The organism is Halomonas sp. HK25 (assembly GCF_047795635.1).
GTDB lineage: Bacteria > Pseudomonadota > Gammaproteobacteria > Pseudomonadales > Halomonadaceae > Halomonas.
In genome coordinates, this window is the sequence record NZ_CP181044.1 from 1,091,291 (window position 1) to 1,104,966 (window position 13,676).

At 61.6% G+C, this 13,676-nt stretch carries 12 protein-coding genes and 3 pseudogenes; 8 read left to right on the forward strand and 7 right to left on the reverse strand.

The window, feature by feature from the left end; translation table 11 throughout:
• The first annotated feature begins 354 nt into the window (after positions 1-354).
• On the forward strand, positions 355-633 hold the full coding sequence (locus ACM26W_RS05375; RefSeq protein ID WP_416139820.1) for a hypothetical protein: 279 nt from the start codon (positions 355-357) through the stop codon (positions 631-633).
• A gap of 507 nt (positions 634-1,140) precedes the next feature.
• Here ACM26W_RS05375 and ACM26W_RS05380 read toward each other — a convergent pair.
• The 3 genes from ACM26W_RS05380 to ACM26W_RS05390 form a co-directional block, all read right to left on the reverse strand.
• Positions 1,141-1,455, reverse strand: a complete 315-nt coding sequence (locus ACM26W_RS05380) for a GreA/GreB family elongation factor (RefSeq protein ID WP_282039350.1) — start codon at positions 1,453-1,455, stop codon at positions 1,141-1,143.
• Positions 1,456-1,739: 284 nt separating this feature from the next.
• Positions 1,740-2,549, reverse strand: coding sequence for a ribonuclease H family protein (locus tag ACM26W_RS05385; RefSeq protein ID WP_416139821.1), 810 nt, complete (start codon positions 2,547-2,549; stop codon positions 1,740-1,742).
• A gap of 465 nt (positions 2,550-3,014) precedes the next feature.
• A complete protein-coding gene (locus ACM26W_RS05390) occupies positions 3,015-4,394 on the reverse strand; it encodes an IS1380 family transposase (protein WP_416139822.1) in 1,380 nt (459 codons plus the stop codon).
• 135 nt (positions 4,395-4,529) lie between these two features.
• Between ACM26W_RS05390 and ACM26W_RS05395 the strand changes: the two genes are divergently transcribed.
• The 5 genes and pseudogenes from ACM26W_RS05395 (at position 4,530) to ACM26W_RS05415 (ending at position 9,055) form a co-directional block, all read left to right on the forward strand.
• Positions 4,530-4,724, forward strand: a complete 195-nt coding sequence (locus ACM26W_RS05395; protein ID WP_416139823.1) for a hypothetical protein — start codon at positions 4,530-4,532, stop codon at positions 4,722-4,724.
• A 519-nt stretch (positions 4,725-5,243) separates the two neighbouring features.
• Positions 5,244-5,480: pseudogene (locus tag ACM26W_RS05400) on the forward strand (winged helix-turn-helix domain-containing protein); the annotation flags it as partial.
• A gap of 146 nt (positions 5,481-5,626) precedes the next feature.
• Positions 5,627-6,025: pseudogene (locus tag ACM26W_RS05405) on the forward strand (diguanylate cyclase); the annotation flags it as partial.
• Between the two features lie 73 nt (positions 6,026-6,098).
• Positions 6,099-7,850: a putative bifunctional diguanylate cyclase/phosphodiesterase gene (locus tag ACM26W_RS05410; protein WP_416139824.1), complete on the forward strand. Its 1,752-nt coding sequence runs from the start codon at positions 6,099-6,101 to the stop codon at positions 7,848-7,850.
• Positions 7,851-7,930: 80 nt separating this feature from the next.
• Positions 7,931-9,055, forward strand: coding sequence for a diguanylate cyclase (locus ACM26W_RS05415; protein WP_416139825.1), 1,125 nt, complete (start codon positions 7,931-7,933; stop codon positions 9,053-9,055).
• A 26-nt stretch (positions 9,056-9,081) separates the two neighbouring features.
• Here ACM26W_RS05415 and ACM26W_RS05420 read toward each other — a convergent pair whose 3' ends face one another.
• Entirely contained in the window at positions 9,082-9,462 is a 381-nt protein-coding gene (locus ACM26W_RS05420; RefSeq protein WP_416140819.1) for an EAL domain-containing protein, read from the reverse strand.
• Between the two features lie 300 nt (positions 9,463-9,762).
• On the opposite strand from ACM26W_RS05420, the gene ACM26W_RS05425 reads away from it, so the two are divergent.
• Entirely contained in the window at positions 9,763-10,920 is a 1,158-nt protein-coding gene (locus tag ACM26W_RS05425; RefSeq protein ID WP_416139826.1) for an RNA-guided endonuclease TnpB family protein, read from the forward strand.
• A 119-nt stretch (positions 10,921-11,039) separates the two neighbouring features.
• On the opposite strand, the pseudogene ACM26W_RS05430 reads toward ACM26W_RS05425, so the two are convergent.
• Together ACM26W_RS05430 and ACM26W_RS05435 are read right to left on the reverse strand one after the other, a co-directional pair.
• Positions 11,040-11,249 (reverse strand): annotated as a pseudogene (locus ACM26W_RS05430) (PAS domain-containing protein); the annotation flags it as partial.
• Positions 11,250-11,261: 12 nt separating this feature from the next.
• Positions 11,262-11,486 (reverse strand): hypothetical protein, encoded by a 225-nt coding sequence (locus ACM26W_RS05435; protein WP_416139827.1) that lies wholly within the window; start codon positions 11,484-11,486, stop codon positions 11,262-11,264.
• A gap of 229 nt (positions 11,487-11,715) precedes the next feature.
• Between ACM26W_RS05435 and ACM26W_RS05440 the strand changes: the two genes are divergently transcribed.
• Positions 11,716-12,015 carry a hypothetical protein gene (locus tag ACM26W_RS05440; protein WP_416139828.1) on the forward strand — a complete coding sequence of 100 codons (300 nt, stop codon included), beginning with the start codon at positions 11,716-11,718 and terminating at the stop codon, positions 12,013-12,015.
• A gap of 191 nt (positions 12,016-12,206) precedes the next feature.
• Here the strand turns inward: ACM26W_RS05440 and ACM26W_RS05445 are convergent, their stop codons facing one another.
• Positions 12,207-13,649 (reverse strand): amidase, encoded by a 1,443-nt coding sequence (locus ACM26W_RS05445; protein ID WP_416139829.1) that lies wholly within the window; start codon positions 13,647-13,649, stop codon positions 12,207-12,209.
• Positions 13,650-13,676 lie beyond the last annotated feature (27 nt).

A 13,676-nucleotide genomic window follows, 5' to 3' on the forward strand; every position in this document is an offset into this window, starting at 1 on the left:
AAATACCGGTAACATTTATTTTTTCTCTGTAGTCATCGCACCGAGGGACAGGGGAAACCTGGGACATACTCCAATAACTGCCCCAATAACCGCACTCCCCCTCCCGCCAATCCCGGATCGGAGGTGATGAATGCCATCTGGCCGTGACGGCGCCAGACGCGTAGAATTGTTATTAGCAAGCTACCTACCGTGCGTCGGGGTCCTCCCACAGGATGCGACGCTCCGGCTGATGCCCTCCTTAACAAGAATCGAGCTTGCATCCCCCTGACTCAGCGCAACGGGCCTGCGAGGCTGTGGTGCGATACTACCGCGCCCGCAGGTTCACACCCTGTCATGTCAGAGGAGACGCAGACGATGCCCCGGCCCGCCCGTCCCGACCTCAGCACCGCCATGCATGGCCTGATCCGTGAGATCCGCACACGTGTTCCCTTCGCCACGCCCGAGGCGAGCCTCTGTCGAGGGCCTTGCCGGGGCTGCTCGAAGAAGCTGCTGGAGTTCCTCGATACCGAGCTCGAGGAGTGGGAGAACCGTCTTGAGGAGGGCGAGGTGCCGCGCTTCGGCGACCTCAAGCGCCTGGAGAAGCTGGCCACCAAGGTGATGGCGGCGCTGCGCAGGAACGGCCTGGTCGCCTGAGCCTCCGCCCACGGCGCCCGAGCGGGAGGCGCGTCACGGGGCAAGCGGCGTGTCTCTCCTCTATGGTAAGGGGAGAGGCGCGTGCCTCGTGAGCGGGGAGGCGGCGCCCTTCGAGGCCTGCAGGCTGCAATACTGTGGGGCGAGGGCGGCTCTCGATACCCTGCGCCTGCCGCTGTCGAGCCGTCGGCCGCTGCCGATGCCGTTCGACCAGATCTCGATTATGGAGACGCCCGTCTGCCGGTAGCGTCGGGCCTGCACGGTGAAAGGAAGATGGCCGTCAAAGGCGACCATCTTGATGGGTCATTGGTGAGGATTATCCATCGTTTTCACGACCTTTCTTCTGTTTCTTCTCCTTGCGCTTTTCCTTGAGCGTCTTCTGGGGAGCCTTCTTGGCCTTTTCCTTGCTCATATGGTCACTCCTCCTGGTCAGGTTCCGGCAAAATGCCGCCTTTGCCGGCAAGCTTTCGAGGCTGGGTTATCCAGCATGTGCGGCAATTGAAGTGCGTATCAGCGGTGCACGTCGAGGACGCGGAGCTTGCGCTCCATACCGAGAATCCGGACGCCCACCACCTCCTGCTCGGCAGATGAGAGCAGGGCGGACCCCAATGGGGAGAGGATGGAGACCAGACCCGCCGAGGGATTGGCTTCGGTAGGGTTGGTGAGGGTGATGACCTGGCGCTTTCCCGAGGAGAGGTCCAGGTATCTGATCGTGCAGTTGATAGCCGCTCTCGTCAGACCGCTGCCGGCCGCCAGATTCTCTACGCGGCTGATGACGCAGGCGTAGTCGATGGGTCGCCCGCGGAAGAAGAAGGGGTGACGCATTCCCTTGGTAAAGAGGTAGTCAATGTACCCTATTTTTTTCAGGATAAAATGTCTGCGAGCCAATTGGTTGCCTCACAATAAATAATGGTGATGCTGGGGAGTTTTCCTGCTTTTATGGGGCAGGTTTACATGACAATACCTCAGGAAAAATAAAAAGCAACATGGTGGTAAAAATAGGCGGTATTCACCATTTTCTTGAGGTTATTTATGCGCTGAGTGGTTGGTCGGAGCTCGAGATAAGCGAAGTCGGCAGGTTCTTCACCGCTGCACCATGGGCAGCGGCGTCAGCCTCTTCTCAGCTTAAGGATGTCCGCTACGGTGTAGTGGACCGGGTAGCGAATGAAGTCGCGTTCCTGCTGGTCGGCGCCATACATCGCCATGCGGTCGGCCAGTTCGTTGCCCTCGACCCCGGCATGGCCTTTGACATGGGCGATGGTCACCGCCGACTTCAGGCCTTCGTAGAGCGCGTAAGTGGGCTGGATGATCTCGGGGTTCTTGATCGCCTGGCCATCGGCCTTCTTCCAGCCGCGCTTCTTCCAGCCGCTGGCCCACTTGGTGATGGCATTGATAGTGTAGGTGGAGTCGCAGTGGATCCGCACGGATGCTCCACTGGCGATCTCCTCCTGGGCGACATGGAGGGCCTGCTGCAAGGCGTTCAACTCCGCGGTGTTGTTGGTTCCCCTGGGGGTGTAGAGGCCGTACCAGAGCTCCGCGAGCTTGCCGTCACGATAGATCGCCATGCCTGAGCCGGCATCCCCGGGGTTGGGCTCACAGGCACCGTCGCAGTAAATCTCCGTGTCGTAGGTCTTGCCCCCGGCGACGGCGGTGCCCGGTGAAGAGGGCGTCTTGCGCCGTGCCGGCCGCTTCGCAGGCGTCACGCCCCCACTGCCCGAGGACTCTCCTTGCTTGGCGGGAGCGGCACCGCGCGGGCCTGTCGAGAAGGCCGCTTCGGCGTCTTCCCGGGAGGGGAAGGACTTGTAGCGCGCCTTGGGGTAGCCCTTCACCTGGCGGTTGCATTCCTCCCAGGAGGTGAAGATGCCGGTTTGCCGGCCGACCCAGACGACATAGAACTTGGGGCCTTTTCTCGCTGCCATGGGCTGCTCCTTGGTGGTGTGGTGGTGATGGCTGTCAATGGCCAGCGACCGCAGAAGCGAGCCCGACCGTTCAAGTTCGGCCCTAACCTGGCATACCAGTGGCCTGGTTGCGGCCTACCGTGCCGGTCGCTTCGACGTCGAAAAATCGGCGCAGACAGTGGGGCGGTTGCAACATCCAGTCAATTATAATTGGAGCCATAATTATCCAGTCATAGCTTTAAATCGTCGATAAGCCCGCCTCATTCATCAGGTTGCCGAATGAGGGTGCTGAACCGAGTCGCTGCTGGTATCGGCCCACCACAACGTCATCAAGCCACTCGGTAACCGTTTAATCTATAACCGGACCGGCTTTCGTTCGGGCTTTTCATAACGGCTGGGAATCAATGTCGGCCATCGGAGCAGCCGTCACCGCCGACCTTCGTTTTGGCCGCCTTACTTGGTGAGTGAGCCGTGATAACGCCGGGGTCAGGCCAAGGCCGTCAGTCTCGGCAGTCCCTTCAGCAAGGTTGGCCACCATTTGTCGGCGGCGTCGCCGAGGTGAACGGTGATACGCCGGGCGTGCAGCGACAGTGTGGCGGCGATCTTGAGCACCTGCTCGCGCATCCGTGTCAGGCTCCAGCCCTGGCGGGTTTGGTGCTCCAGCAGGCAGCGTAGACCATGCAGTATCTGGTAGGCATAGAGGCTCAGCAACAGGCTCACCTCGTTGCGGGCCATGACGTCCTGGACGGTGGAGGCGCCGCGATCCGTCGACGAGAGGTGCACGTCGAGCGCTGACTTCACCTCGCCCATGTGCGCCTCGGCGCTGCCGCGCTTGCGGTAGAGCGCCAGGACCTTCTCCGGCGGCCAGTCGAACTTGCCGAGATTGGTGACCAGGAAAAAGGCATGCAGCAGCAGATCATCGGAACGTTCCTGCACCACCAGTACCACGCGCCGTGGCGTCGGCCAGGAACCGGCTTGGTACTCAAGGTCGTGGCACCACTCACGAAGCTGCTCGGGCGGGCGGCCTCGGGGCCGCTTCAGGTAAGGCGCCGCCAACTTCTGCAGGCTCGTGTGGCTACGCAGCCGGCCCAGGTACTCGATGTCGCGATCTTCCAGCGCCTCCAGCGTGTCGTTGTCGGTGAAACCGGCATCGATGCGCACTCGGACTTGAGCCCCGGTACTCTCGTTGAGTCGCCGTACCAGGTGCGGGATCCAGGTGTCGGCATTCTCGGCCGGGCCGGCGTTACCTTCGCGCAGCAGACCACCCACCATGTCGCCGGTTTCGGCCAGCGAGGCGACCAGCGGCGAGTAGATCCGGGCACCGTAAAGACCATGAAACGCCGAGCCGCCCTGGTGGCCGTGGACCTCGATCGGCAGGCCGTCGATGTCCAGCGTCAGCTGCTCGGGGCGTTCGCCACGCTTCAGCGAGGACAGACGCCAGACCACCAGTCGCAGCAGGCCTTCGTGCACGGCATCTATGTTGTCGTTGCGCCCGAGGCACGTCAGCAGCCGCGACAGCGTGGCTTGAGACGGCCGATCCTGGGCCAGTGGCGTCATCCCGCGAGCATCGCTGCAAGCCAACAGCCAGAGCGGGTCACGGCGCAGCGTGTCGGTATCGCTGAGGTCGATCCAGCCCATCGCGCGCTGCAGCACCAGGGTGCGCAGCTGGCTGGCCAGCGAATGACGGATACGCAGCGGGTGGCGCCGGTCGACCAGATTGTCCTCCAGCGCATCGATCACGCCGCTGTTGTCGAGGGCTTCGCGCAGCAGCAGAGCGCCGCTGTCGCTGGTGGTGCGCTGACCATCAAGCTCAACGCGGATGGGCCCGTTGCAGGACGGGATCCAGGGAGATACGCTTTCACCCATGGCGGATGGTCCTCTGGAATCAGGTTCTTGCCGGAACGTTCTGATTTCTCAAGAGAATACCATCCGTCATCTTCGTTTTCAGGCCGATCTCATGAATAATACGGGGTCATCATTCACTTGCCAAGAGAATCCAACATGCAACTCATCAATCAGCTGAATGACCCCCAGGCGAAGGCGTATGCCAAGCATTGCTTCGAGAATAAATCCGCCGAAGAGCTACGTACCGCGACAAATGAAACACCCGATCAACAGGTACTGAACGACTGGGGACTTACGGAAGGCCAGTATGCCGAAGCCGTCGCGGCGGCGCTTGCAGAGCTTGAAGGGTAGCTCCTTGCCAGACACATGCTGGCCGAATCGTTCGGGTCAGAACCAAAAATCTACTTAAGGGTCTGACCCCGGCGGGCCAGCTGGCGCTTTTCCGGCTTGCAAGTAACGTTGAAAAACGACTAGGGTTCTTCCTGTAGCACCCGCGTCTTTCGACTCGCTAAGTGCTAGAAAGTAAAAGAAAAACCTATTAATGTAGCAGTAGGGTAAACTTTTGCTAAACAATGTAACAGCCGGACTGTTGCTTACACATTATCAGCTGCACTGAAACCATGCGGAACTGCTGTTAGACGGAGGTAGTCATGTTGAAATTCCTCGCCAGCACTGCGGGCATCATCTTTCTCATTGGGCTGGTAGTCGTTATCGGTATCCTGATGCTGATTTTCTAGGGAGGACTCTCAGTAAGGCTGCCAACACTGCGCTGGGAGCCATCGGCTCCATTCGCCAAGTAGAGCCCAGCTCCCGCCAGAATGAGTTGACCTTGTCCAAAAAACTGCCACTCGATCCGGGCACGATCTAAAACTAACGGCGACCGAATTTGCCCTGCTGACGTTCCTCGCCGAGCGTAAGGGCACCGTGCAGTCTCGTACTGACATCCTCACGGGGGTATGGGGATACGACTTTGATCCGCATACGAATATCGTCGAAGTCTATATTACCTATCTACGCAAAAAGATCGAATTCGATGGTGCGTCCCCGATGATCCACAACAAGCGTGGTTTCGGTTATTTTCTGCAATCGAACGATGAAGGCACCTGATCGAGCCGTCTAAACCTCAGCAGAGGTGCCCTACCGGCGCCATCAAGCCCCCTTATTCCTTAATCTACCGATATCTGGCTTGCATCGCCTGATCGACTCATCCAGTATTCATTAATTTTATCAGCCTCCTAACAACGCCAGGGGGGATGTCGCATGGAGGCGAAGGCGTGACCGACGAGCTCACCCTATTGGAGGCCCAGCAGGAGGTCCACGAACTGATCGCCCAGCAGGCGCCGCTGGAGAATATCCTGGATGCCATTGCTCTTTGGCTCAGTCTTCGGCTCCCCGGTGCCGTGGTAGCCTTCATGCGCTATGACCCGGTAGGTTGCACCCTCAGCCTGATACCCAGCCAACGCTTCTCTCGAGCCTATTTCGAACGGCTCCAGAATGTTCCCATCGGTTCGGCGGTGGCCTCTTTCGGGACGGCCGCCTACTTGCGCTGTCAAGTCATCACCGAGGACATCCAGACGGATCCGCGCTGGGACGCCTTTCGCGACGCTGCCCTAGCCGAGGGGCTCCTTGCCTGCTGGTCGAGCCCGGTGATCTCCGTTCAGGGCGAATTACTGGGAACCTTCGGCACCTATTATCGCCTATCGCCAACCCGCCGCCCCCACCGACGTGAGCAAGCGACGGCTTCTCCAGGCAACCGCCCTGATCGCCCTGGCGATCACCAAGGACCGTCACAACGTCCACCACCGCACGCTGGCCGAGTGGCACCGCTCGCTATTCGTGAACCATCCCGACGGAGTGTACGAGTTCGACCTCGAGGGCCGCTTTCAGCGGGGCAACGCCGCCATGGAACGGATCACCGGCTACCCGGAGCAGGACATGGTCGGTCGCCACTTCAACGAGTTCGTCGCAGCCGATTATCGTGAACTGACCCAGGCGGCCTTCGATGCCGCCAGGGCAGGAACCTCACGCCATTACGAGACGGTGGGTACCCATGCCGACGGTCACAGTTACCACTTGGAGGTCACCAACTTCCCGGTGACCGTCGAGGGCGAGATCGTCGGCGTCTACGGCATCTGTCGCGACATCACCCAGCGAAAACAGCAGGAGGCCCGGATTGTCTATCAGGCCACTCATGACCTGCTCACCGGCCTGCCCAATCGGACGGCCCTGGATGACCGTCTCGAACACGACCTCCGAAGGAGCCGGCAGAATCGGCGCCTGCTGGCGGTGCTGTACCTCGACCTGGACGGCTTCAAGGCGATCAATGATGGCCTGGGGCACCGCCTCGGCAATCAACTGTTGGTGGCCGTTGCCGAACGCCTGCAGCCGCTGCTCGGTCCCCACGATACCCTGGCCCGCCTTACCGGGGACGAGTTCGCCGTCCTGATGCCAACCCTGACGACTCGTGAGGAAGTCGCCGTTGCCGCCGAGCGGATCCTGGCCACCTTCGAGCACTCGTTCGAGATCGACGGTCGCGCCTTGCACATCAGCACCAGCATCGGGATCGCCTGCAGCGACGAGCCCATTCAGCAGGCCCATGAGCTGCTGCAGCAAGTCAATCTGGCCCTGGACGTGGCGAAACAGCAAGGACGCAACACCTGGCAGTGGTACCTGGCGGAGGCGAAGCAGCACACCAGCGAGCACGTGCTGCTTCGCCATGACCTTCACACCGCGCTGCGCGACCAGCAGTTTGCGCTCTACTACCAACCGATCGTCGATGCCCGCAGTGGCCGCATTTGCAGCGTCGAGGCGCTGGTTCGCTGGCACCATCCGACACACGGGATGATTTCTCCCGGTGTTTTCATCCCCATCGCCGAACAAACCGGTCAGATCATCCCCCTGGGACGCTGGGTGCTACGACACGCCTGCCGGAGCCTCGCCGACCTGCATGCCAAGGGTCAGCGAGTGTACCCGGTGGCGGTCAACATCTCGTCACTGCAGTTCCGCCGCGACGGCTTCCTCGCTGAGGTGCAGGCCATTCTCGACGAGACCGGCCTGCCGCCCAAGCTTCTCGAGCTGGAGATGACCGAGAGCATCCTGCTGGAGGGAGCCGAGCAGGCCATCGAGATGATCCGTACACTGCGTCGGATGGGCATCTCGGTGGCCATCGACGACTTCGGTACCGGCTTCTCCAGCCTCAGCTACCTGCGCGACCTGCCCATCCACAAGATCAAGCTGGACCGCGCCTTCATCCAGGATATCCTCACCAGCCGCCCCAATGCCGCCATCGTGGAGGGCATCATCACCATGGCCCATCACATGGATCTGGCAGTGGTCGCCGAAGGCGTCGAGGAGCAGGAACAGCAAGAGGACCTGGCCCGCCGCGGCTGCGACCTGCTGCAGGGCTTCCTGTTCGCCAGACCCATGCCGTTGGACGACCTCCTGGCGCTGCCTGACACCCTGCCCCCCCAAGGGTAACCACGTTTCTTATCCCTGGGGATTTCCCCTAGAATGCGTCGGCTCTATTTCCCCGCGTCATTCTTCCTGGAGATATCTCATTGACGCTGAAAGTCCTCTGCACCCGCCTGGCACTGGCCGTCATCGTGCCTGTCGTGCTCGTGACGGCCACCCAGTACCCGATCTTTCGAGCCCATCTCGATACCCGGCTCGAGTGTGCCCAAGCGCCCCCGCTGCTGATCATGACCCTGCTGTATGGCCTGTCCATCGCCTTCGGCGTGTTCTGGGTGCTGAGCAGCCATCGGCAACGGGTCCTGAAGCGGGAGGCCCTGCAGCACGCGAGAGAGGTGCAAGACCTCTATGAGCATGCCCCCTGCGGCTATCACTCGCTGGATGCCCATGGCCGTATCGTGAAGATGAACCATACCGAGCTTGACTGGCTGGGCTATCGTGCCGACGAAGTGATCGGCAAGGTGCACTACCGAGACCTCATCACCCCCGAAACCCGAGAGGCCTTCGAAGCCGCCTTTCAGGGAGTCGTGGGGCCGGACAAGGAAGGGTCCGCCGAGTGTGAGCTACTCACCCGCCACGGGGAGAAGCTCCCCGTCATCATCCAGGCCACGGCCTACGCCACTCAGCGTGGCTTCGTGCACTCCCGCGCCATTGTCTTCGATCTGAGCGAACGCAAGCAATTGGAAGAGACCCTGGCCCGGCAGGCCATGACCGACCCGCTGACGGGACTCGGCAACCGGCGTTACCTCCAGGACCAGGCGGCCATGGAAATCGCCCGCGCCAAGCGCCGCGGAGAGCCGCTAAGCCTGATCGTCATCGACTTGGACCACTTCAAGCGCATCAATGACGCCCACGGCCACGACGTGGGCGATCTGGTGCTGCAGGCCTTCGCCCACCAGGCCAGGGAACTGCTGCGCGAGGGGGATGTGCTGTGCCGGATGGGCGGCGAGGAGTTTGCTGTTCTGCTGCCGGCCACCACCCAGGAACAGGCCATGCAAGTGGCCGAGCGTCTGCGCCGGAGGCTGGAGACCTCAGCGGTCAAGGTCGGTCTCGATGTCACTGAGGACGGTTGGTTATCCTATACCGTCTCCCTGGGCGTGACCTTGGTCATGCCCGAGGAAACCTCCCTGAAGCCCGCCATCAAGCGTGCCGATCAGGGGCTCTACGCAGCCAAGGACGCGGGACGAAACCAGGCACTCTGGCAGACGGTTTGAGGCGGATATCGCCCGACAAGCGCTATTCATTCAACACGCCCCTGGTGCTCCTCCAGGAAGGCCACCACGGCCTCGATCGGCATGGGTCGAGCGAAGTAGAACCCCTGGAAGGTCTCGCAATGCAGCCTGCCCAGGTGAGCATACTGCGATGCGGTCTCGACCCCTTCAACCACCACATCCAGTCCAAGCATACTAGCCATGAAGACCACGCCTTTAATGATGGCGGCGTCGCGATGGTCACTATCCACCTCGCGCACGAAGGAGCGGTCGATCTTGATCTTGTTGATCGGCAAGTGTTTCAGATAGCTCAGGCTCGAGAAGCCGGTACCGAAGTCGTCGATGGCGATCCTCACGCCGTGATCGCGCAGCGACCGAAGGGCCTCGATCACCCGCTCGGTGCTGTCCATCAGCACGCCCTCGGTGAGCTCCAGCTCGAGCAGCTGGTGATAACCCGCTCTCCTCGAGGGTGCGCATGACCCCGGTGGTAAAACCCGGGCGGGAAGTGCATGGGAGAGACATTCACCGCCATGTGCAGACTGCCCAGACCCAGATCGTTGAGCCTGACCGCGTCACGGCAGGCAGTCGCCAGTACCCAATCGCTGATCAAAATGCGCGTCAAACCTCGTACTTCTAGTGCGAGGAAGGAAAGCGCGAGGCGCGTCAGCGCCTCTGTTGACAGGCTAAATATAGCGCGCTAGATTTGATGTATGGCTACCGTCCTTCGCGCCTACCGCTACCGTTTTTACCCGACGCCCGAGCAGGCCGAACAGCTGGCGCGGACGTTCGGTTGTGTGCGGTTCGTCTACAATCATTTCCTGCGCGAACGCACGGATGCCTGGTTCGAGCGCCAGGAGCGCATGGGCTACAACGCCACCGCCAAGGCACTCACCCACCTCAAGAAGCAGCCGGAAACGGCCTTTCTCGCCGAGGTGTCCAACGTCTGCCTCCAGCAGTCGTTGCGCCACCTGGATCGGGCCTTTGCCAATTTCTTCAAAGGGCAGGCGAGGTATCCGACGTTCAAGAAAAAGCTGCGAAAACAGTCGGCCACCTACATGGCCAACGGCTTCCGCTGGCGCGACGGTCAGCTGTGGCTGGCCAAGCAGAAAGACCCGCTGAACATCCGCTGGAGCCGCCGCTTCACCGGCGAGCCCAGCAGTATCACCGTCAGCCTCGACACCGCCGGCCGCTATCACGTCAGCTTCCTGGTGGAAGAGGCGCAGGCGGCGCTGCCGGTGACGCCGAAGATGGTCGGCATCGACCTGGGGCTGACGCATCGCGTCATCACCAGCGACGGCCACAAGATCCCCAATCCGCGCGTCATACGGCAGACCGAGCGCAAGCTGGCCCGCGCCCAGCGGGCGCTGTCGCGCAAGCAGCGCGGCTCAAACAACCGGGCCAAGGCCCGACTGAAGGTGGCACGGTTGCACGCCAAGCGGGCCGACCAGCGCCGGGACGCCACCCACAAGCTCACCACGCAACTTATTCACGAGAACCAAGTCGTTGCGGCGGAGAGCTTGCAGGTCAAGAACCTGCTCCAGAATCGGTCGTTGGCCAAGGCGATCAGCGATGTGGGGTGGCACCAGATCACCCTCCAACTTGCCTACAAGGCCGAGTGGTACGGGCGCGATTTCGTCCAGATCGACAAGTGGTATCCCAGCTCGAAGCGCTGCTTCCACTGCGGCCACATCGCTGACGCGATGCCGCTGAATGTCCGCACCTGGACGTGTCCGGCCTGTGGTACCCAGGGCATCGACCGCGACATCAACGCCGCCCGTAATATCTTGCAGGCGGGCAAGGCGATTCTGGCGGGGGCCGACAAGCTCCGCCATCACGAGAAAACTACCGTGGGGCACACGGGAGGTTAAGCCTGTGGAGCCTGTATAAGACCGACGGTGCCATCACCGAAGGCAACGGGCCGTGAAGCAGGAGCCGGGAGGGCGACAACCCGGGAATCCCCTTCCTTTCCGCCGCAGGCGGCAGCTTTCTAAGGAGCTGAGGGAGGGGAGGATGTCAATTCCACCCAGTGCAGGTTGCCCTGAGCATCCTCGACCCGCGCGACCAGGTCGCGCACATCCTGCCCCGCCGCCAACTGCTGAAGCGCCACCTCGATGGCGGGCGCATCCTCGCTGACCACCAACCGGGTATAGGGCTGCCCGATCAACTGCGCCTCACGGTAGCCCAGCAGGGTGCGGAAGCTCGGATTGACCTACAGAAAGCAGCCCGAGAGGTCGACGCGGCAGAGCAGCTCCAGAGACAGCGTGAAGAACTGGTCGCGCCGCTCCAGGGCCCTCTGCCGGATATGGTGCTCGCCGAGCAGCGCCCGACGGTGCTGCTCGCCGCGTCGATAGAGGGCGGCGCCTATCAACAGCAGGCTCAACAGCAGGCCGCCGATTGCCAGCAGCGAGGGCAGCGTAGGTGCCCAACTATTCATCAATGGACACCTTATTCATAAGTGAACACCTTGCATGAACACCCTTGGTCACGGGCTCCACGGTGGGAGCGTAAAAAGTCGACGAGCAAAGGTCAAACAAGGCAATCCTGAACCAACCCTGCGTCTCGAGGTCCATACAATGAGATTCGAGCGTCAATACCCGCTATCCAGAACTCGAAGACCAAGAATCGAAGATAGAAAAACCGAAAGTCGAGGAGTACCTGACGAAATGCAAAATAACCCGATGAACATGATGACCGCGTGGATGAAGATCGCCTCTTCCTACAACATGATGACACTGTCTGCCGCTGAGGTGATCGCCCGCCGCACCATGATGATGGCCAGCGGCGCCATGTCCGGCCCCGAAGCCATGGGCATGGTGATGGAGAAGGCGACGATTTTCGCCACAGCGACGGAGCGAGCGGCAGTGGCGGCGGCCGGCGGTGCCAATCCAGCGCGGATCACCGAAGCGGCGCTGAAGCCATACAGCAGCAAGACTCGATCTAACGCACGCAAGCTGCGGCGCTGAGCAGGGCCCCCTGCTCTGACGTGGCCCCGCAAGGGTCTGCTGCGAGAGTCTGATGATTCAGCCGCCCCACAGTGGGCGGTTTTCACTCTGGATGGCATCTAGCCGCTGCTGCACTTTCCGGCGCACTCGAAGGCTGACGCCAAGCGCTTTCGCTGCTGCACTCCAGCCGCTTACCGCCCTCACAACCTCCTCTATCGTTTGGCTTGCCTCGCTCCAGCGGGTGAATATTGGGTCGGGTCAGGTTTCGAAGGAAACCGTGGAGGATGGGCCTCCATGAAGGCATGACAGGCGCGCAGTACCCGCCTGTCATCGTACTTCCCGCCTGCCAGTTGGAAGGCCACCGGCAGCCCGGGATCGGTGAACCCGCAGGGCACCGAGGCCGCGGGTTGCTGGCTGAGATTGAAGGGATAGGAAAATGGTGCCCATTCCTCCCAGTCCCTCATGCCGCTCCCGGGAGGGACTTCCTGGTTGATCTCGAACGCCGGTATGGGCACGGTCGGCGTCATCAGCAGGTGGTACTCCTGATTGAAATGCTCAAGGCGCTCGGTCAGTCGCGCCCTTTCCACCAGCGCCCGGAACAGATCTACGGCGCTCCAGTGCTCCGCCTCTCGCGCATTGGCCACGAGGCCGGGATCCAGCTTGTCACGCAGACGATCATCGAGCAGTGACCACTGCTCCAGCGAGGCCGTGAACCAGAGCTTCTTGAAGATATCCAGGGGAGACTCGAAGCCAGGGTGGATTTCCACCACTTCGGCTCCAAGCTGTTCCAGCTTTCGGGCGGCTTCGGCCACCAGGTCGGCGACCTGCCGATCGACCTGGGCATATCCCAGATCGGGCGAGTAGGCGATGCGCATGCCATGCAATCCCTCGTCGAGGTCCTCCCCCCAGTCATCCGGCTGTCCCCGCGTGGCATAGGGATCCCGATAGTCATAGCGGCCGATGACGTTGAGCATGCTGACTGCATCGCGCACGTTGCGGGTAAGAGGCCCCAGGTGCGAGAGGGTCGGCTCCTTGGCCGGCGGCCACTGGGGCGTCCAACCGAAGGTGGGCTTGAAGCCAAAGACACCGGTGAAGGCCGCAGGAATCCGGATCGAACCACCAGAATCACCGCCTTGGTGGAGCACTCCCATGTTGAGTGCGGCGGCCACGGCGGCACCGCCGGATGAGCCCCCCGGCGTCAAGCGTGTATCCCACGGGTTGGTGGTGGCCCCGAACACCCGATTGTCAGTGACCGCTTTCCATCCGAATTCAGGGGTGTTGGTCTTGCCCAGGATGACGGCACCGGCCTCCCGCAACATCCTGGCGGGCGGAGCATCCTGCTCACTGGGGGTGTCCGGTACGGTCAGCGACCCCTCGCGACACGGCATACCGGCAACCTCAGTGAGATCCTTCAACGAGACTGGCACCCCATCGATCGGGCTCAACGGATTACCCTGGCCCCAGCGCCGCGCCGAGGCCATGGCCGCAGCTTCTGCGCCCTCGCGATCCACGTAGACATAGGCATTCACCTTGTCGTTGAAACGATCGATCCGTTCGATAGCTGCCCTGGTGGCTTCCAGTGGCGAGGCGTCACGAGAGCGGAATAGCGTCACGAGGCGTTGCGCATTCATTGTGCCCAGATCAGATTCACTCATGCGGATTCACCTCCGATGGGGGGACGG